Origin of the sequence: Hymenobacter persicinus (genome assembly GCF_004167665.1) — a bacterium.
Taxonomy (GTDB): domain Bacteria; phylum Bacteroidota; class Bacteroidia; order Cytophagales; family Hymenobacteraceae; genus Hymenobacter; species Hymenobacter persicinus.
The window spans coordinates 20,453-40,319 of the sequence record NZ_SEWE01000005.1 but is presented as its reverse complement, the minus strand read 5'-3'; the positions used below and the strand labels follow the sequence as shown (position 1 = coordinate 40,319).

General features: G+C 64.5%; 14 protein-coding genes and 1 tRNA gene. 12 read left to right on the top strand and 3 right to left on the bottom strand.

Annotated elements, in window-relative coordinates; all coding sequences use genetic code 11:
• Positions 1-79: 79 nt before the first annotated feature.
• From EWM57_RS03725 to EWM57_RS03705, 5 genes are all read left to right on the top strand, one after another.
• Positions 80-712 (top strand): polysaccharide deacetylase family protein, encoded by a 633-nt coding sequence (locus EWM57_RS03725; RefSeq protein WP_242509969.1) that lies wholly within the window; start codon positions 80-82, stop codon positions 710-712.
• 3 nt (positions 713-715) lie between these two features.
• Entirely contained in the window at positions 716-1,828 is a 1,113-nt protein-coding gene (locus tag EWM57_RS03720) for a glycosyltransferase (RefSeq protein WP_129919790.1), read from the top strand.
• A 24-nt stretch (positions 1,829-1,852) separates the two neighbouring features.
• The gene (locus tag EWM57_RS03715; protein WP_129919789.1) at positions 1,853-2,620 is read left to right on the top strand and encodes a TatD family hydrolase; all 768 of its coding nucleotides are present in this window, start codon (positions 1,853-1,855) and stop codon (positions 2,618-2,620) included.
• Positions 2,621-2,744: 124 nt separating this feature from the next.
• Positions 2,745-3,839 (top strand): asparaginase, encoded by a 1,095-nt coding sequence (locus EWM57_RS03710; protein WP_129919788.1) that lies wholly within the window; start codon positions 2,745-2,747, stop codon positions 3,837-3,839.
• Between the two features lie 57 nt (positions 3,840-3,896).
• Positions 3,897-3,984 (top strand) — tRNA-Ser (locus EWM57_RS03705).
• Between the two features lie 117 nt (positions 3,985-4,101).
• On the opposite strand, the gene EWM57_RS03700 is transcribed toward EWM57_RS03705, so the two are convergent.
• From EWM57_RS03700 to EWM57_RS03690, 3 genes are all read right to left on the bottom strand, one after another.
• The gene (locus tag EWM57_RS03700) at positions 4,102-4,371 is read right to left on the bottom strand and encodes a SemiSWEET family sugar transporter (protein WP_129919787.1); all 270 of its coding nucleotides are present in this window, start codon (positions 4,369-4,371) and stop codon (positions 4,102-4,104) included.
• A gap of 60 nt (positions 4,372-4,431) precedes the next feature.
• On the bottom strand, positions 4,432-4,767 hold the full coding sequence (locus EWM57_RS03695; protein ID WP_129919786.1) for an ASCH/PUA domain-containing protein: 336 nt from the start codon (positions 4,765-4,767) through the stop codon (positions 4,432-4,434).
• Between the two features lie 72 nt (positions 4,768-4,839).
• On the bottom strand, positions 4,840-6,051 hold the full coding sequence (locus EWM57_RS03690; RefSeq protein ID WP_129919785.1) for an MFS transporter: 1,212 nt from the start codon (positions 6,049-6,051) through the stop codon (positions 4,840-4,842).
• 614 nt (positions 6,052-6,665) lie between these two features.
• Between EWM57_RS03690 and EWM57_RS03685 the strand changes: the two genes are divergently transcribed.
• From EWM57_RS03685 to EWM57_RS03655, 7 genes are all read left to right on the top strand, one after another.
• Positions 6,666-7,523, top strand: coding sequence for an AraC family transcriptional regulator (locus tag EWM57_RS03685; protein WP_129919784.1), 858 nt, complete (start codon positions 6,666-6,668; stop codon positions 7,521-7,523).
• 84 nt (positions 7,524-7,607) lie between these two features.
• The gene (locus EWM57_RS03680; protein ID WP_129919783.1) at positions 7,608-10,388 is read left to right on the top strand and encodes a substrate-binding domain-containing protein; all 2,781 of its coding nucleotides are present in this window, start codon (positions 7,608-7,610) and stop codon (positions 10,386-10,388) included.
• A gap of 345 nt (positions 10,389-10,733) precedes the next feature.
• A complete protein-coding gene (locus tag EWM57_RS03675) occupies positions 10,734-13,892 on the top strand; it encodes a SusC/RagA family TonB-linked outer membrane protein (protein ID WP_129919782.1) in 3,159 nt (1,052 codons plus the stop codon).
• Between the two features lie 23 nt (positions 13,893-13,915).
• Complete coding sequence (locus EWM57_RS03670) at positions 13,916-15,631, top strand: RagB/SusD family nutrient uptake outer membrane protein (RefSeq protein ID WP_129919781.1); 1,716 nt, start codon at positions 13,916-13,918, stop codon at positions 15,629-15,631.
• Positions 15,632-15,810: 179 nt separating this feature from the next.
• Positions 15,811-17,145: a sugar porter family MFS transporter gene (locus tag EWM57_RS03665; RefSeq protein WP_207218264.1), complete on the top strand. Its 1,335-nt coding sequence runs from the start codon at positions 15,811-15,813 to the stop codon at positions 17,143-17,145.
• 122 nt (positions 17,146-17,267) lie between these two features.
• Entirely contained in the window at positions 17,268-18,152 is an 885-nt protein-coding gene (locus EWM57_RS03660; RefSeq protein ID WP_165370403.1) for a carbohydrate kinase family protein, read from the top strand.
• A gap of 122 nt (positions 18,153-18,274) precedes the next feature.
• Complete coding sequence (locus EWM57_RS03655) at positions 18,275-19,783, top strand: glycoside hydrolase family 32 protein (protein WP_129919779.1); 1,509 nt, start codon at positions 18,275-18,277, stop codon at positions 19,781-19,783.
• Positions 19,784-19,867 lie beyond the last annotated feature (84 nt).

Genomic DNA, 19,867 nt, shown 5'->3' with positions numbered 1-19,867 from the left:
CCGAACTGCCGGGGGCAGGCTCCCCGCGGATTGCCGTACCTTGCCGCCGCCCCAATTCACAATTCAGAATTCCCGAAACGTGCGCCTGATCCGAATGCCCGGCCCCGTCCGGCGCCTGCTGCCGGGCTGCCTCTGGGAAATGCCCGCCACCACCAACACGCTCTACCTGACCTTCGACGACGGCCCGATTCCGGACGAAACGCCCTTCGTGCTAGACCAGCTGGCCCGCTACGACGCCAAGGGTACTTTCTTCTGCGTGGGCGAAAACCTGGTTCGCCACGCCGACATTGCCCGCCAGACCCTGGCCGCCGGCCACCGCCTGGCCAACCATACCCACCGCCATATCAGCGGCTGGAGCCACTCCCGCCCCGAGTTTCTGGCCGACGTGGCCCGGTGCCAGCAGGAGCTGAACGAGCTGCTGCCCGCCCCCGAGGCCCGGCCGCTGCTGCGCCCGCCCTTCGGTCGTATCACTCCCCCGCTGGCTGCGGCGCTGGCCGCCACCCACCAGGTGGTGATGTGGGACGTGCTGACCTGCGATTACGACCGTGCGTTTCCGGCCGCCCAGTGCCTGTCCACGGCCATTAAGTACACCAAGCCCGGCTCCATCATTGTGTTTCACGACAGCCTCAAAGCCAGCCGCAACCTGCGCTACGTGCTGCCGCGCTACCTGGCCCACTTCGCCGCGCGCGGTTTCCGCTTCGAGGCTCTGTAACTCATGCTGGCGCTGCTGACGGGGTATTTCGGGCTGTGGTTTTTGGTGCTGATAACCTGCACCGTCCTGTTCTGGCGGCGGCGCGCGGCCGTACCGGCCCCGTTGGCGCCGCCGCTGCCCCGGGTCAGCATTCTGATTGCGGCCCGCAATGAGGAGGCTGCCATTGGCCGCTGCCTACGGACTGTCCGGGCGCTCAATTACCCGGCTCATTTAATCGAGGTACTGCTCGGTGACGACGCTTCCACCGACCAGACTGCCGCCGTCGCCGCCGCGACGATGCAGGGCTACGCGGGCCAGTTTCGCTGCCTGCCCATCACCGAATCCCTGGGCTCGGCCCGGGGCAAGGCCAACGTGCTGGCCCACCTGGCCCGCGCCGCTACCACCAGCTTTTTCCTTATCACCGACGCCGACATTGCCGTGCCCGCCACCTGGGTGGAGGCCATGCTCGGACCCGTGCTGCCGCCGGCCAGCCGCGTGGGCACCGTTACGGGCCTGACCGTGGTGCAGGGCCCGCGCCTGTTCGACCAGCTCCAGGGCCTCGACTGGCTCTTGTCGCTGGGCTTGGTGCAGGTGGTGTCGGACCAGGGAAGGCCCGTGACGGCCATGGGCAACAACATGCTCGTAACCCGGGCGGCTTACGAGGCCACCGGCGGCTACGAGGCGCTGCCATTTTCGGTCACCGAGGACTTTGCGCTGTTTCAGGCCGTGCTGGCCCGGGGCTTCACCTTTCGCAACCTGTTTGAGCCCGCGGTGCTGGCCTTTTCCCTGCCCATTGCCACGCCCGCGGCCCTGCTGCACCAGCGGCGGCGCTGGCTGCGCGGCGTGGAAGCCCTGCCGGCCTGGCTACAGGGCGGTTTGGTGTTCTACGGGGCGTTTTACCTGGCTTTGGTTGGGCTGGCGGCAGTGGCGGGGCCGCTGGTGGGACTGGGCGTGCTGCTGGCCAAGATGCTGGTGCAGGGCGGATTGGCGCACCTGTGCTTCCGGCGGGCGGGACTGCGCCTGCGCTGGCGCCTGCTGCCGGCCTTCGAGCTTTACACCGTGGCCCTCACCCTGAGTTTAGTGTTGTTTCGCCTGCTGGGCCGCCGCTTCGACTGGAAAGGCCGGCAGTACGAGTAGGCCCGCCGGTGCTACCTTTGCCCCATGCACTTCACCGATTCCCACGCCCACATCTATTCCGAACAATTCAAGCCCGACCGGGACGAGGCCCTGCGCCGCGCCTTCGACGCGGGCGTCACTACCATCGTGATGCCCAACATCGACCACACCAGCGTGGACGTAATGCTCGAAACCGAGGCCAATTACCCCGACCGGTGCTTTGCCATGATGGGCCTGCACCCGTGCTCGGTAAATCAGGATTTCCAGCGGGAGCTCTACCAGATTGAGGACTGGCTCAGCAAGCGCCCCTTCGCGGCAGTGGGGGAGTGCGGCCTCGATTTATACTGGGATAAAACTTTCCTCGACCAGCAGAAAGAAGCGCTCCGGGTGCAGATTGAGCTGGCCAAGCAATACAATCTGCCCATTGTGCTGCACACCCGTGACGCTTTCCAGGAAACGGCTGACCTGATCGAAGCCGGCCAGGACGGCACCCTGCGCGGGGTGTTCCACTGCTTTTCGGGTACGCCCGAGGAAGCCGACCGCGCCATCAAGCTGGGCTTCAAGCTCGGCATCGGCGGGGTGGCTACGTTTAAAAACGGCGGAGCCGACAAGTTCCTGCCCGGCCTGAGCCTGGATGATCTGCTGCTCGAAACTGACTGCCCCTACCTGGCCCCGGCCCCGCACCGCGGCAAGCGCAACGAACCGTCCTACCTGCCCCTGATTGCCCTGCGCGTGGCCACGCTGCTGGGCAAAACTGAAGCCGAAGTAGCCGAAGCCACCACCCGCAACGCTCAGGCGCTGTTTAAGTTGTGAAGTTGTGAAAGGTGAACTTGTGCGTTTAACGTTCAAGGGCAGCAGTGGCTCGGATTGACGCCGCCCGAACAGTTGCTCACCATCTCGCCATTTCACAAGTTCACAATTTCACCTTTCCCACCCCATGCTCCCCACCACGCTCCCCCAACCCACCAGTATTCTCAGTGCCGAGGCGGCGTCCGATGGCCGGGCGGTGGCTTCAGTGCTCGTTATTTATACCGGCGGCACGGTGGGCATGGAATACAACAAGCGCGGGGAGCTGGTGCCGATGAAGTTTGAGCAGATTCGCAAGAAGATGCCCGAGCTGCGCCAGCTGCGCATGAACCTTTCGGTGCTGAGCTTGCCCGAGGCCATCGACTCTTCTAACGTGGTGCCGGCCGACTGGCTGCTGCTGGCCCGCCTGATCGGCGAAAACTACGCCCACTACGACGGCTTCGTGGTCTTGCACGGCACCGACACCATGGCGTATTCGGCCGCGGCGCTGAGCTACCTGCTCGAAAACCTGGGCAAGCCCGTCATCTTCACCGGCGCCCAGGTGCCCGTGGGCCGCATCCGCACCGATGCCCGCCGCAACCTGATTACGGCTCTCGACATTGCCGCCGCCCGCCACCCCGTGGCCGGCACGGTGCGGGTGCCGGAAGTGGCCGTGTTCTTCAACGACCTGCTGATCCGGGGCAACCGGGCCAAAAAGGTGGAAAGCGAGCAGTACGACGCCTTTCGCAGCGAAAACTACCCGCCCCTGGCTCGGGCCGGCATCGAGGTGGCGTTCAACGATAAGCAGATGCTGCTGCTGCCCGGCGGCCCGCTGCGGGTGCACCAGCGCCTCGACGACCGGGTCGTGATTCTGAAGCTGTTTCCCGGCATCACCGAGCGGGTAGTGCGCACGATGCTCGAAATCGACGATTTGCGGGGCTGCGTGCTCGAAACCTACGGCTCGGGCAACGCGCCCACCGCGCCCTGGTTTTTGCAGTGCCTGCGCGAGGCCCACGGCCGCGGGGTGCAGCTGCTCAACGTGAGCCAGTGCGAGGAGGGCCGGGTGATTCAGGGCCAGTACGAAACCAGCGCCCACTTCCGCGACCTGGGCATCATCGGCGGCGACGACATTACGACCGAGGCGGCCATCACCAAGCTCATGTTTGTACTGGGCCTGAAGCGCAGTCCGGCCGAAACGGCCCGCCTGCTTTCCCACGATCTGCGCGGGGAAATAACGCTGGTGTAGCCGCCGGGCTTGCGTATCCCGAAATTCAAGCGTTACTTTGTGCCCGATTACCGCCCTAGAGAGGTGTCCGAGTGGTCGAAGGAGCACGCCTGGAAAGTGTGTATGGGCCAAAAGCTCATCGTGGGTTCGAATCCCATCCTCTCTGCAAAACCCCGTTTCTGATTCAGAGACGGGGTTTTTTGTTTCCCGCGACGAGCCGGGGCCAACAAAAAGCCCCGCCGGCCAACCCGCGGGGCCGGCCGCTTTCGCGCCGAGTAGTCCGTTAGGCCGATTTCACGGCCCGGGCCCGCAGCTTCAAGAACAGGATGATTCCCGCCAGCAGGGCCGTAATTAGGTTGGCCAGCAGCACCGGCACGTTGCCAATCGACAGGGCGTAGGCTACCCACAGCAGCGTGCCCACGAACAGCATCAGGTAGGTGGGCAGCGACAGGCTGGCGGTGGACTTGGTGGTAATAGTTTTGTAGGCCTGGGGCACGTAGGCTGCGGTGGTAAAGAAGGCGGCCAGCAGGCCCAGCAGGGAAATAAGCGTCATAGAGCAAGAGTTGGTGAACAATAGCCGCGCGGGGCGCGGCCTGAAAAACGGTGGCCGCGGCTACCAGAGCTTGGTGTCGTTGATGCCGGGGGGCAGCGGGGGCTGGTTGCCGAAGCCCAGCACGCACCAGCCCGGCTCTACGCCGAAGGTGCCGCCGGGCAGCACGTAGCTGATCCAGCGCAGGGTGGTGCGGCCACTGTATTGCTCCCGCTCGGGCTCGTACTCGCGCAGCAGCAGCGCGTCGCCGACCTGGAAGTGCCGGTCATTTTCGCGCACGTCGAAGGGCTTCACACCGGCTTCCACGGCCGCAAAGCAGGCGGGCCAGGTTTTGAGCTCGTGGGTGCGCGGCTGCACACGCTCCGGCACCGGGTTCGGGGAAGAAAGAGTTGATGTCATGAGAAGTCAGGTTAGATGAAAAGACCGGGCCCCACTCGCAAGCAGGGCACCGGAAAACGGCCTGGTCCGGGCTTAGCGCGGGGCCGGTTCGGTTGGGGCCGCGGCAGGAAAGCGCAAACTCAGCGCCACGGCCACCAGGGCCGCCAGTAGCCCTACCACCACGCCCAGGGCCAGCCGTAGGGTGATGACATCGGCCAGAAAGCCAATCAGCGGCGGGCCCAGCAGGAAGCCGCCGTAGCCGATGGTCGACACCATGCCCAGCGCCACGCTGGGAACCAGGCCCGGCTGCCGGCCGGCGGCGCTGAACACCGTGGGCACCACGCCCGCCAAGCCCAGGCCAACCAGAAACAAACCCCCGATGCCCACGGCGGGGTGGGGGATTAGCAGCATGCTCAGCAGCCCGGCGAAGGCAAGCAGGCCGCCCAGGGCCACCACCCGGCGCGGCCCGAAGCGCAGCACCAGGGCGTCGCCGAACACCCGGCCGAAAGTCATGGTCAGGGAAAAGGCCGCGTAGCCCAGCGGGGCCAGGGCCGGCGTGGCCCCAGTGTCCTGCACCAAATAGATGGTGCTCCAGTCGGCCATGGCGCCCTCGCCCAGCATGCAGCAAAATGCCACCAGACCCAGGCCCAGCACCGTCCGGCTCGGCCAGCGGATGCCCTTCGTGGGCGCCTGCCCGGCTTTGGCGGCGGCGGGTGCTTCGTCGGGCAGCAAACGGGGGGCTACTGCCAGCACCAGCAGCAAACTAACGGCCGTGAAGCCCAGCAGGTGGGGTGCCAAACCCAGGGCGAGTTTGGCGCTCAATGCTCCGGCCCCGGCCCCCAGCATACCGCCACAGCTAAAGGCCGCGTGAAACGACGACATGATGGGCCGCTCGTGCTGCTTTTCCACTTCCAGCGCCTGGCTGTTCATGGCCACGTCGAGCAGGCCGGTGGAGGCGCCGAGCAGTAGAAACAGCCCCATCACCTGCAGCTGCGTGTGCAGCAGGGCCATGCCCGGAATCAGGCCGCAGAAAAACAGGGCCGCCAGGGTGGTCAGACGGGCGCTGCCCAGGCGCTGAATCAGCCAGCCGGCCAAGGGCATGCCGGCCCAGGCGCCCAGGGCGTTGCAAAACAGCACCTGGCCCAGTTCGCGGTGACTCAGGCTGTAGCGCAGCTCCAATTCGGGCAGCCGGGCGGCCCAGTTGGCGAAGAGCAGGCCGTGGAGGAAGAAGATAAGCGTGACGGCCAAGCGCGCACGGCTGGCCGTGGGCAGCACGTCGGCGGGGCGGGACAGCAGCTGGGGCATACCAAAACGAGGTTATGGAAACAGCAAAGGTCGGCTTCCAGCCCCGGCTGCACTACCACCCAATGCGGCAATTATAATGCTGTGTTAATTGAATTGGCGGCGAAATCGTTTGCGCGAATCGATTTTTAGCACCAAAAAAAACTTCAAGGCACTCTGCTGCGCTGGCTGTGGTGCTCCCGAAAACCGACCCGAAAGGGCATAAAAAAAGCCGCCCCACCCGGAACGACTTTTAGTGGAATCAGAAACCGGAGAAAAATTCCCACCCAACTCCGGTCCGATCCTGGCCCCAGGTGCGCTGCCGAAACAGCGGCGCGCCAGTGGTCAGTCCTTGTCGGCTGTGCTTTCCGTTGAGAGCCGCCGCACGATACTATTATAAAGCTTCGAGCCGGCAAGCCGGGAGCCGAAGCAAAAAATCAAGGTGAAAAGAGTAGCGCGGTTGTCCGTCAGACCAAACCACTGAAGCCGGCAAGCAAAGCGCTTTATTACCCGACTGCTACAATACAAAGGTATACGTGAATTATAGCCACTACTACGCCTGTATTCATTTGTTTGCGTGCTATATTTAGCAAAAATCTTCCGCAAACGTTTGCGGAACGTATTTAAAGCACCAACTCATGAAGCTGCAATTCGAAAATATCCAGACTTCCACCGGCAGCTCGTTCACCCTGCTCCACCACACCAGCGTCAACGACAGCGACATGGTCTGGCACCATCACCCCGAGTACGAGCTGGTGTATATTCCGTCGGGGGGCGGCCGGCGCCACATCGGCAAGCACATTGCCCGCTTTGAGGAAGGCGAGCTGGTGTTTATCGGGCCCAACCTGCCCCACCTGAGCTTCAGCTACGGCCGCCAGGATCCCTACGAGCAGATTGTGCTGCAGCTGCGGGCCAATATGATGGGGGAGGCCTTCTGGCAATTGCCCGAGCTGGCGGCCGTGCAGCAGCTGTTTGCCCGCTCCCACCAGGGCCTCTCGTTTGGCCCCGAAACCCGCGCCTCGGTAGGGGCCGCCCTGCGCGAGATGACCACCCAGTCGTCGTTTCAGCGCCTGCTCACGCTGCTACAGGTGCTCCAGCAGCTGGCCGAGGCCCCCGACGTGACCGTGCTGCACGCCGGCAGCGGGGGCCTGGGCAAGTACGGCAAGGAAAAAGAGCGCCTGACCCAGATCTACCAGTACGTGCAGCAGCACTACGGCCGCAACCTCGAAGTGCGGGAGCTGGCCGACATTGCCAACCTGTCGGTGCCGGCCTTCTGCAGCTACTTCAAGAAGATGACCGGCCAGACGCTGACCGACTTCGTGCAGGAATACCGCGTCAACCAGGCCTGCCTGCTGCTGCTCACCGACGCTACCATCACCGAGGTCAGCTACGCCAGCGGCTTCAACAACCTGTCGCACTTCAACAAGACCTTCCGCAAAATTACCGGCCACAGCCCCTCGGAGTACCGCAAGCAGAAGCTCAGCGAGCTGGTGTAGCGGGCCCGAGGACCCGGTTATGAGCAGAAAAGTTAAACTTGGCGCCCCGGAAGTCCCGGCGGCTCCCATTGCCCTTTCTTCGTTATGCCCCAGGCTGCTTTCGTACGACTGTTTCTGGCCCGCTGCTGCCTGCTGCTGAGTTTGGCGCTGCTCGGGGCCGGCTGCGCCAAAACCACGGTCCGCAAAGCGTACCGCATCGGCTTTTCGCAGTGCACCAACGGCGACGCCTGGCGCCTGGCCATGCTGGCCGGCATGCAGAAAGAGCTGAGCTTCTACCCCGAAGTAACGTTCCGAATGAAGGATGCGCGCAACAGCAGCGCCGTGCAGCAGCAGCAGATCAAGGAGTTCTTGCGCGAGGGCGTGGACCTGCTCATCGTGTCGCCGAACGAGGCCGAGCCCATTACGCCCATCGTGGAGGAAGCCTTCAACCGCGGCATCCCGGTTGTGATTCTGGACCGGCGTACCACTTCCAAACTTTACACGGCCTACGTGGGCGGCAACAACACCGAGGTCGGGCGCATTGCCGGCAACTACATCAGCAGCCTGCTGGGCGGGCGCGGCAACGTGCTGGAGGTACTCGGACCCATCGGGGCCTCCCCGGCCCTGGACCGGCACCAGGGCCTGACCCAGGCCCTGGCGGCCCACCCCGGCGTGCGGCTGGTGGCCCAGGTGCACGGCAACTGGGAGCGGCCTTCCGTTATCCGCCAGCTGCCGGCCGTGCTGCGGGCCCACCCCGAAGTCGACCTGATCTTTGCCCACAACGACCGGATGGCGCTGGGAGCCTACCAGATCTGCAAGCAGCAGGGCCTGAGCCGGCGCGTCCGGATTGTGGGCGTGGACGGGCTGCCCGGCACCCAGGGCGGCATCCAGTTCGTGCAGGACGGCATCCTGACGGCTACCATGCTGTACTCGCCGGGCGGGGAGGAGGCCATCCGCACGGCCATGAAGATTCTGCACCGCCAGCCCTACGACAAGGAAAATCTGCTCAGCACCATGGTCATCGACTCGACCAACGCGCCCACCATGAAGCTGCAGGCGGAGAAGCTGCGCAGCCAGCAGCAGGACATTCAGCGCCAGCAGCAGTTGCTCCAGCGCCAGCGCGACACCTACGCCAACCAGCAGACCGTGCGTTACGTGCTGCTGGCCGCCCTGCTCGGGGCCGCGGGGCTGGGCTTCGTGGCCTACCGGGCCTTCCAGGCCAACCGCCGCATCACCCGGCGGCTGGAGCGGCAGAACGAGGAAATCAGCTCCCAGCGCAACCGCATCGTGGAGCTGGCCGAGCAGGCCCGGGTCGAAACCGAGGCCAAGCTGCGCTTCTTCACCAACTTCAGCCACGAGCTGCGCACCCCGCTGACCCTGATTCTGGGCCCGGTGGAGGAGCTGCTGACCGCGCCCAGCGCCCTCACCGCGCCCCAGCGCCACGACCTGGGCCTGGTGCGCCGCAACGCCCAGCGCCTGCTCCAGCTGGTCAACCAGCTCATGGACTTCCGCAAGATCGACGTGGGCAAGATGCCGGTGCGGGCCACCCAGGGCAACCTGGTGGCCTTCGTGCGCGAAATCATGGACGTGTTTGAGAAGCCGGCCCGACAGCGCGGCATCAGCCTGCGCTTCCTGCCCGCCGAGCCCGTCATCCCGCTTTGGTTCGACGTCAACATCCTCGACAAGGTGTTCTTCAACCTGCTGGCCAACGCCCTCAAGTTCACGCCCGACCGCGGCCAGATCACCGTCAGCATTCAGCCCGTGCCCGCTGAGGGCCGCGTGCGGGTGAGCGTGGAAGACACCGGTCCCGGCATCTCGGAGCAGGACCGCCAGCACATCTTCGAGTGGTTTTACCAGGGCCAGGACTCGGCGGTCAAGGGCTCGGGCATGGGCCTGGCGCTGGCGTTGGGGCTCACGCGCCTGCACCAGGGCCAGCTCACGTTCAGCAGCCAGCCCGGGCAGGGCAGCACCTTCGTGGTCACGCTGCCGCGGGAGCTGCCGGCCGCCCTTACCACCACGGCTCCGGCCCCGACCACCGCCGCCTTCGCCCTGGACGAGGACAGCCTGCTGCCGGCCACCCCGGCGCTGCCGCCGGCCCTGGCCACCGGCCTCGACAGCGAGGCCTTGGTGCTCGTCATCGAGGACAACGCGGAGGTCAACGCCTTTCTGAGCCAGAAGCTGCGCCCGCACTTTCAGGTGCAGACGGCCCTCGACGGCGCCACCGGCCTGCGCCTGGCGGCCGAAACCATTCCCGACCTGATTGTGTGCGACGTGATGCTGCCCGAAATCAGCGGGCTGGAAGTGGTGGCCCAGCTCAAGGGCGACTGGCGCACGAGCCACATTCCGGTGGTGCTGCTCACGGCCCGCAGCGCCCCCGAGCAGCAGGTGGAGGGCGTGCAGGCCGGCGCCGACCTCTACCTGACCAAGCCCTTCAATCCGACCTTCCTGCTCGAAAGCATCCGCACCCTGCTCGGCAACCGCCAGCGCCAGCGGGAGCATTTCCGCCGGGAGCTGAGCGTGAGCACTGCCACCGTGGCCCCCCAGCGCGTCGACCAGAAGTTCCTGGCCGACCTGACCGCCATTGTGGAAGCCAACCTGAGCCGTTCCGAGCTGAGCGTGGAGGACGTGGCCCGCAGCCTGGGCATTTCCCGGGTGCAGCTCTACCGCAAGGTGAAGGCCGTGCTGGGCACCGGCGTCACCGACTTTATCCAGGGCATCCGGCTCACCAAGGCCCGGCAGCTGCTGCTCGACGACGAGCTGACCATTGCCGAAGTAGCCTACCAGCTGGGCTTCTCCACGCCCTCGTATTTCTCCACCAGCTTCCGGGCCCGCTACCAGGTGTCGCCCTCCGAGTTTCGGGCCCTGCACACCACGCCCAGCGCCTGAATCAATTTTTGAAATCCGGTATCAAAAATGAAACCCGGGCTTTAAAAATAGGTCGGCAAGATTGGGTTAATCATCTGATTGACAGGGTTTATTGCTGCTTGTGAAGAAAGATCAAATACTGAAAGAGTTTGAGTGAATAGAGCAAGCCCGCCGCGGGCTTTCGACTGAATTTTGGGCAATAGCTCAGTCGTGAAAAACCTTGCCCAACCATTCGCCACCGCCGCGTTCCGGCCCGCTCTGCTTCCCTCCCCGGGCGCGGCGGCCGGGGCGCGGCGGTGCCGTTGGGGCAGCCTCACGGCCGGCTTCGACTTCTCCGGCACTTCCTTTTCCAAACCCAAAATTCCCATGAGACACGCTGTACCCTTCCTGCGGCCGGCCCTGGTCCTGACGCTGCTGGCTACCTTACCGCTGGCCGAGTCCGGCTACGCGGCGACCCTGCGGCCGGTGGCTGCCCGCAAACGTTTGCAGGCCGATATTCCCGTCAGTGGCCGCGTCACCGACGACAAAGGCGAGGGCGTGCCCGGCGCGACGGTCGTCGTGAAGGGCACCACCACGGGCATCTCCACCGACGCCGACGGCAAGTTCACCCTGACCGTGCCCGACAACGCCACGCTCGTCGTTTCCTCGGTCGGCTTTCTGACCCAGGAAATTGCCGTGGGCGGCCGCAGCAGCCTTACCGTGCAGCTGGCCACCGATGCCAAGGCCCTGGACGAGGTGGTCGTGACCGGCTACCAGGTGCAGCGCCGCGCCGACCTGACCGGGGCCGTGGCCGTCATCAAGACCGACGAAATCAAGGACATGGCCTCCAACGACGTGACCCGCAACCTGCAGGGCCGGGTGCCGGGCGTCAGCATCACCACCGACGGGGCCCCGGGCAGCGCGGCCACCGTGCGCATCCGCGGCTACGGCACACTGGGCAACAACGACCCGCTCTACGTCATCGACGGCATCCCGACCAAGGAGGGCATCAACCAGATCAACCAGAACGACATCGAGAGCATTCAGGTGCTCAAGGATGCCTCCGCGGCCAGCATCTACGGCTCCCGGGCCGGCAACGGCGTGATTATCATCACCACCAAGAAGGCCAAGAAAGGGGCCACCCGCGTCGACTTCAGCACCTTCTTCACCGTGCAGACCCCGGGCCCGCACCTGCAGCTGCTCAACACCCTGGACTACGGCCGGGTGTACGCCCGCGCCGCCCTCAACGACGGCACCATCCCGAGCCTGCCCTACTACAACTTCCAGACCCACCTCGACGCCAACGGCCGCCGCGTGCTCGACGGCGTGAGCGTGCCCGAGTTCATTGACGCGGGCAAAACCCAGCGCGCCGCCGACACCGACTGGTTCAAGGAAACCCAGCAGAACGCGCTGATCCAGAGCTATAACCTGAGCGTGAGCAGCGGCGGGGAGAAGGGCGGGGCGTTGTTTTCGCTCAACTACTACGACAACAACGGCACGCTCAAGTACACCGGCTTCAACCGCTACACCGCCCGCCTCAACTCCGACTACAACCTGCTGGGCGGCAAGCTCAAGATTGGGGAGAACCTGACCCTGGTCAAGTCGCAGCGGGCCGAGTACGACCTGAACCTGGTGCGCGACCGGACCACCCAGCTGCCCAGCATCGTGCCGGTGCACACCGTCGACGGCGTGGGCTGGGGCGGCCCGGTGGCCGGCATGAGCGACCGGGACAACCCGCTGCGCCTGCTCACCGACAACCAACAGAACCGCTCCAACACCGGCCGGGCCTTCGGCAACCTGTTTGCCGACGCCGAAATCATCAAGGGCCTGCACCTGCGCACCAGCTTCGGCATCGACTACAGCCTGTATAAGTTCCGGCAGATCTACAAGACCTACAAGGCCGGGTTCCTGTCGGAAACCAACAACCGGGTGACCGACAACCAGCGCTTCTGGGGCAACTGGGTGTGGCAGAACACGCTCAACTACAACCTGCTGCTGGGCGACAAGCACCAGCTCGACCTGCTGGCCGGCACCGAGCGCATCAGCTACTACGACGAGGGCTCCTACGCCTCGCGCACCAACTTCGCCAGTGAAAGCCTGAGCTACGCCTACCTCGACGCCGGCGCGGCCAACAAGGACAACGGCGGCTCGGCCACGGCCTACCGCCTGGCCTCGACCTTCGCCAAGGTCAACTACTCCTTCGCCGACAAGTACCTGCTCTCCGGCACGCTGCGCCGCGACGGGTCGTCGCGCTTCGGCGAGGCCAACCGCTTCGGGGTGTTCCCGGCGTTGTCGGCGGGCTGGCGGCTGAGCGAGGAAACGTTCGTGAAAAACGGCGCGCCCATCTTCACCGACCTCAAGCTGCGCGCCGGCTGGGGCCAGACCGGCAACCAGGACATTGCCAACTTCGCCTCCCGCGGCCTCTACCAGAGCCTGCTGGGCACGCTCGACCCCAACTTCGAGTACGACCGGGGCACGGGCTACGACATCTACGGCAACGACACGAACCTGCCCTCCGGCTACCGCCGCGTGCAGCAGCCCAACGATAAGCTGAAGTGGGAAACCACCACCCAGACCAACGTGGGCCTCGACTTCGGCCTGCTGCAAAACAAGCTCAGCGGTTCGGTCGACTACTTCGTCAAGCAGAGCAAGGACATCCTGGTGAACCTGCCCTACCTGGCCGTGGTGGGGGAGGGCGGCGACAAGTTCGTGAACGGCGCCTCCATCGAGAACCGGGGCTGGGAATTTCTGCTGGCCTACCAGAACGAGCTTAAGAACGGGCTGACCTACAGCATCGGCGGCAACCTCTCCACCTACCGCAACGAGCTGACCTACCTGCCCGCCGAGGTAATCAACGCCTACGGCGGCAACGGCCAGGACGTAACGCGCCTGGGCCACTCCATCAACGCCGTGTACGGCTACGTGGCCGACGGGCTGTACCAGAACGAGCGGGAAGTAGCGGAGCACGCCACCCAGGTGGGCGCCGCGCCCGGCCGCATCCGCTACAAGGACCTGAACGGCGACGGCAAAGTCGACAACTTCGACCAGACCTGGATTACCGAGGGCGTGCCCAACTTCAGCTACGGCCTCAACCTGGGCACGGGCTACAAGGGCTTCGACCTGCAGCTCTTTTTGCAGGGCGTGCAGGGCCTCGACGCCTACAACAACGCCAAGTTCCGCACCGACTTCTCCTCCCTGGCTACGGGCGAGAACTGGGGCCAGCGCCTGCTCGACGCCTGGACCCCCGACAACCCCGGCTCCACGATTCCGGCGGCCACGCTGCTGAACACCAACACCGAAGGCCGCGCCTCGACCTACTTCATCGAAAACGCCTCTTACCTGAAGCTGCGCAACATCCAGCTGGGCTACTCGCTGCCGGCCGCCGTGGTCAGCAAAATCAAGCTGCAGGGCGTGCGGGTGTACGTGCAGGGCCAGAACTTCTTCACCCTCAAAAGCAAGGAGTTCACCGGCCCCGACCCCGAGGTGACCAACTACCAGTACCCCGTGCCCCGCATCTTCACCACCGGCCTCAACGTGTCCTTCTAACGACCTGCTAGCTCCAAATTCCCATGAAAATCTTCAAAACCAGCCTGCTGGCCCTGTCGCTGCTCACGCTTTCCGTCAGCTGCTCCGATAAGAAGTTTCTCGACGTGCAGCCCACCGGCGCCCTCACCGACGAGGACCTGAACACGCCCGCCAACATCGAGAAGCAGGTTATTGCGGCCTACTCCCAGCTCGGCAACGACGTGTACCGCGCCCCCTACACCAGCCTGTGGCCCTACGGCAACGTGCGCGGCGGCGACGCCTACAAGGGCGGCAACGGTACGGCCGACGTGGACGCGTTTCACTTCTACGAAACCTTCACCTTCAACCGCGTCGACGTGGGCAACACCGACGAGCTGTGGTTTCTGATTTACATCGGCGTGTCGCGCTGCAACGACGCGCTGCGCCGCCTCAACGCCATCGACGCCGCGGCCATGCCCACCAAGTCCGTGCGCCAGGGCGAGGTGCGCTTTCTGCGGGGGCACTACTACTTCCTGCTCAAGGAGCTGTTTAAGCGCGTGCCCTACCTCGACGAGTCGGTGCCCACCGACCAGTACGCCCAGGTGTCGAACGTGGCGCTGACTGACGACCAGCTCTGGACCAAGATTGCCGACGACTTCCGCTTTGCCGAGCTGAACCTGCCCGACAACCAGCCCGAAATCGGCCGGGCCAACAAGGCCGCGGCCCGGGCCTACCTGGCCAAAACCCTGCTCTACCAGGCCTACGTGCAGAACGACAACAACGCCGTGACGTCCATCGACGCGGCCAAGCTCCAGGAAGTGGTGCGCCTTACCGACCTGGTGATTCCGAAGTACTCGCTGCACTCCGACTACGCCACCAACTTCCTCACGGCCGGCGACAATGGCGTGGAGTCGGTGTTTGCCATCCAGTTTTCGCGCAACGACGGCACGCCCAAGGGCCGCACCGACCGGGGCAACCAGCTCAACTACCCCATGAACCCCGACTACGGCTGCTGCGGCTTCCACCAGCCCAGCCAGAACCTGGTCAACGCCTTCAAGACCGACGCCCAGGGGTTGCCGCTGTTCACCACCTTCAACAATTCGGACCTGACCACGCCGGCCGACTTCCAGAACCAGACCGTGGATCCGCGCCTCGACCACACGGTGGCCATTCCGTCGCACCCCTACAAGTACGCGCCCACGTTCGTGTTTGAAACCTCCTGGCTGCGCGACCAGAACACCTACGGCGTGTACATGTCGATGAAGGAAAACGTGCTGCCCTCGGACCCGAGCTTCCAGAAAACGCCGCCGTTTATGAGCTCCTCGAAAAACTGGGCCATCATCCGTTTGGCCGACGTGCTGCTCTGGAAGGCCGAGGCCCTGATCGAGCTGGGCCGCCAGAGCGAGGCGTTGCCCCTGATCAACCAGATCCGGCTGCGGGCCCAGGCCAGCACGGGCCGCCTGAAAAACGCGACGGGCGGCAGCACCTCCAACTACAAGATCGGGCCCTACGGCAGCGCCGGCTGGACCCAGGACTACGCCCGCCAGGCCCTGCGCTTCGAGCGGCGGCTGGAGTTTGCCATGGAAGGCCACCGCTTCTTCGACCTGGTGCGCTGGGGTATTGCCGGCGACTACCTGAACACCTATTTCAACCAGGAAAAAACCAAGCGCCTCTACCTCAAGGATGCCCGCTTCACCAAGGGCCGCGACGAGTACCTGCCCATCCCGCTCAACCAGATCAACTTCAGCAAGGGCCTTTACAAGCAAAACAGCGGCTGGTAGTAGCCTTGAGCAACTCTGAATGTTGAATTCTGAATTACTCCAGACCGATCTAATTCAGAATTCAAAAGTGGGGAAGGGCGGCGCGCTGCAACGTGCCGCCCGCACCCCGGCCACGCTGGTGCCCTTGCTCACCCTATTTCCACCCGCTCACCGGTTTGGTGCCGGCTAATTTCTTCGTCGTGAAAAACAATAAGGTATTTTTCTGGTCCCTGGTCGTAGCGCTCGGGGGCTTTCTGTTCGGCTTCGATACGGCCGTGATTTCCGGGGCCGAAAAGGCCATTCAGCAACTCTGGGGGCTAAGTCCGGTGCAGCACGGCTTCACCATTGCCGTGGCCCTTATCGGCACCGTGTTCGGGGCCATCTTCGGCGGCATCCCGTCCGACCGGCTCGGGCGGCGGCAGACGCTGATTTGGATTGCGGTGCTCTACTTCGTTTCGGCGCTGGGGGCGGCCCTTACCTCGAGTTGGGAGCTGTTTATGCTGTTCCGCTTCCTGGGCGGACTGGGCGTGGGCGCCTCGTCGGTGACGGCCCCGCTGTACATTTCGGAGGTGTCGCCGCCCGAGTCGCGGGGGCGCATGGTGAGCATGTTCCAGTTCAACATCGTGTTCGGCATTCTGGCCGCCTACCTGTCGAACTACCTGCTCACGGGCACCGGCGCCCAGGACTGGCGCTGGATGCTGGGCGTGCAGGTGCTGCCCGCGCTGGCCTTTTTTCTGCTGCTGTTCCGGGTGCCCGAAAGCCCGCGCTGGCTGATCGGGCAGGGACGGGTAGAGGACGGCCGGCGGGTGCTGGCGCTCATCAACCCCGCCCGCGCCGACGAGGACGTGACGACCATCCTGACCACCAACGCCACCGACGCGGCCCAGGGCGGGGCCTCGCTGTTTGCCCGCCAGTACCGCACCCCAGTGCTGCTGGCCGTGTTTTTCGCCGTTTTCAACCAGGTGTCGGGTATCAACGCCATCATCTACTTCGCCCCGCGCATTTTCGAGATGACCGGCCTGGGCAAAAGCTCGGCCCTGCTCTCGTCGGCCGGGCTGGGCCTAGTCAACTTCGCCTTCACCCTGCTGGCCCGCGAATTTATCGACAAGGTGGGCCGGCGCCAGCTGATGCTCATTGGCTCGTTCGGGCTCATTGCCACGCTGGGGCTGGTTTCGTGGGCATTTTACAGCGGCAATTTCCAGGCCTTCGGCGGGATGCTGGTGCCCGGGCTGCTGTTCGTCTACATCGCCTTTTTCGCCTTTTCGCAGGGGGCCGTTATTTGGGTGTTCATCTCCGAAATCTTCCCCAACACGGTGCGGGCCAAGGGCCAGGCCCTGGGCAGCTCCACTCACTGGGTGATGGCCGCCGTCATTGCCTTCACCTTTCCCTACCTGGCCGAGCGGCTGGGCGGCGGCCACACCTTCGCCTTCTTCACCGTCATGATGGTGTGCCAGCTTTTTTTCGTATTCCGCTTCATGCCCGAAACCAAAAACACCAGCCTGGAGCAGCTGGAAAAGACGCTCGTTCTGCATTAGTAGTGAACTAGGGAGTTGGTGAACTGGTGAGTTGTCGTTCCATCGGCGCAAGCCGCGCGGAGCTGCACCACCAGAACATCAAACTCACCAGTTCACTAATTCACCATTTCACCACTTCCACTATGTCAATCGTCTGCTTCGGCGAAATTCTCTGGGACGTGTTGCCCACCGGCAAGCAGCCGGGCGGGGCGCCCTTCAACGTGGCCGTGCACCTGCACCAGCTCGGGCTGCCCGTCGAGCTCATCAGCCGCATCGGCGACGACGAGTTGGGCACCGAGCTGCTCGCCTTCGTAGCTTCCAAGGGCCTGGGCACCGACTACGTACAGCACGGCAAAACCCACCTTACCGGCGTGGTCAAGGCCAACGTGGACGACGCCAACGAGGTAACCTACAAAATCGTGCAGCCCGTGGCCTGGGACTACATCCAGTACGAGCCCGCCCTGGAAAAGCTGGTGAGCGAGGCCGAGATGCTCGTGTTTGGCAGCCTGGCCGCCCGGCAGGCCGGCACCCGCGAAACGCTCTACCGCCTGCTCGAGCACGCCCGCTTCAAGGTGTTCGACGTGAACATGCGCCCCCCGCACTACACCCGCGAGGTAGTGAAGTACCTGCTCGAAAAGGCCAACCTGGTGAAGATGAATCACCACGAGCTCAGCGAAATCATGGCCTGGTTCGGGCCCGCAACCGACCGCGCCGCGGCCATGCAGTGGCTGGCCGAGCGGTTTGAGCTGGAGGCCGTGTGCGTTACCTGCGGGGCCGACGGCGCCCTGCTCTACACCCGCGGGCAGCTTTTCCGCGCCCCGGGCGTGCGCGTCGAGGTCAAGGACACCATCGGCAGCGGCGACGCGTTTCTGGCCGCGCTGCTCAAGGGCTGGCAGGCCGGACAGGAGCCGGGCCAGATGCTGCGCTTTGCCTGTGCCACCGGCGCGCTGGTGGCCACCCACTTGGGCGCCACGCCCGCCATTGTCGAAGCCGATGTCACCGGCTTGCTGGCCGAACGCACCGTGTAGGGTCGCACCCTTTCCCGCCTTCGGCCAGCGCAACCCGGCCGGGCGCCGCTGCGCCAACTAAACCACCTCCGTCACGAGTAAGCAGCCAGTAGGCGCCTCTACGTCGTTCCAACTTCCCACCCATGAAAAAGACCTTCCTGCTGGCCCTGTCCCTGGCCGCCACTACTTCCCTGGCCCACGCCCAAGCTACCGCGCCCGTGCCGCCGGCCACGCCCCAGTACCGCCCGGCTTACCACTTCAGCCCTGCCGCCCACTGGATGAACGACCCCAACGGCATGGTGTACTCCAAGGGCGTCTACCATTTGTTTTTTCAGCACTACCCCGATGGCATGGTCTGGGGGCCGATGCACTGGGGCCACGCCACCAGCCCCGACCTGCTGACCTGGCAGGAGCAGCCCATTGCCCTGTTTCCCGACAGCCTGGGCTACATCTTCTCCGGCTCGGTCGTCATCGACGCCAACAACACCGCCGGCTTCGGCCCGAACGCCATGGTGGCCATCTTCACCCACCACGACCCGGTAACGGAAAAGCTCGGCACCAACAAGCACCAGAACCAAAGCCTGGCCTATAGCCTCGACGAGGGCAAAACCTGGACGAAGTACCAGGGCAATCCGGTGCTGAAAAATCCCGGCATCCAGGACTTCCGCGACCCGAAAGTGAGCTGGCACGCGGCCACCAAGAAGTGGGTGATGACGCTGGCCACCAAGGACTGCATCACCTTCTACTCGTCGTCGGACCTGAAAAGCTGGGCCAAGGAAAGCGAGTTTGGTGCGACGCTGGGCGCCCACGGCGGCGTCTGGGAGTGCCCCGATCTGTTTCCGCTAACGTTGAACGGGCAGACGCACTGGGTACTCATCGTGAACCTGAACCCGGGTGCCCCCAACGGCGGCTCGGGCACCCAGTACTTCGTCGGCCGCTTCGATGGGCACACGTTCACGCCCTCGTCTACCACCACCAAGTGGGCCGACTACGGCCCCGACGACTACGCCGGCGTGACCTACCACAACACCGGCAGCCGCCGCATCTTCCAGGGCTGGATGAGCAACTGGGACTATTCCAACCAGGTGCCGACCTCACCCTGGCGCAATGCCATGACGGTGCCCCGGGAGCTGGGTCTGCAGAAAGTGGGCGCGGAGCTCTACCTGACTTCCCGGCCCGTGCCGGAAGTAAGCAAGCTGGCCCGGCCCGGCGTGAGCCTGAAGACTATCCGGGTGCAGAAGCAGCTGGACCTGACGCCGCAACTCAAGAGCGTCGGCGACAAGTTTGAGCTCAAGCTTACCCCCCAAACCCTGACGACCTGGGCCGTGGTGCTGTCAAACAGCCAGGGGGAGGAACTGGTAATCGGCTTCGACAAGCCCAAGAACGAGTACTACATCGACCGGCGCAAGGCGGGTAAAACGGACTTCAACACCAAGTTTGCCGGCCGCCACACCGCCCCGCGCCTGGCCACCGGCGGCCCCACCGAACTCACCCTGCTCGTGGATGCCAGCTCGGTGGAGCTGTTCACCGACCAGGGCCTAACGGTGATGACATCCACGTTTTTCCCCTCCCAGCCGCTCAACAAGCTCCAGTTGCGGGCGGCCGACCTGACCGTGACCCAGCTCCGCTACGCGCCGCTGGCGGGAAAATAGAGAAAAGGTGGGGTCGGGAATTAAGGAAATGGGAAGTTCTGAGCAAGTAGAATCTCCCCATTTCGCCATTTTACCCGCTCGGCT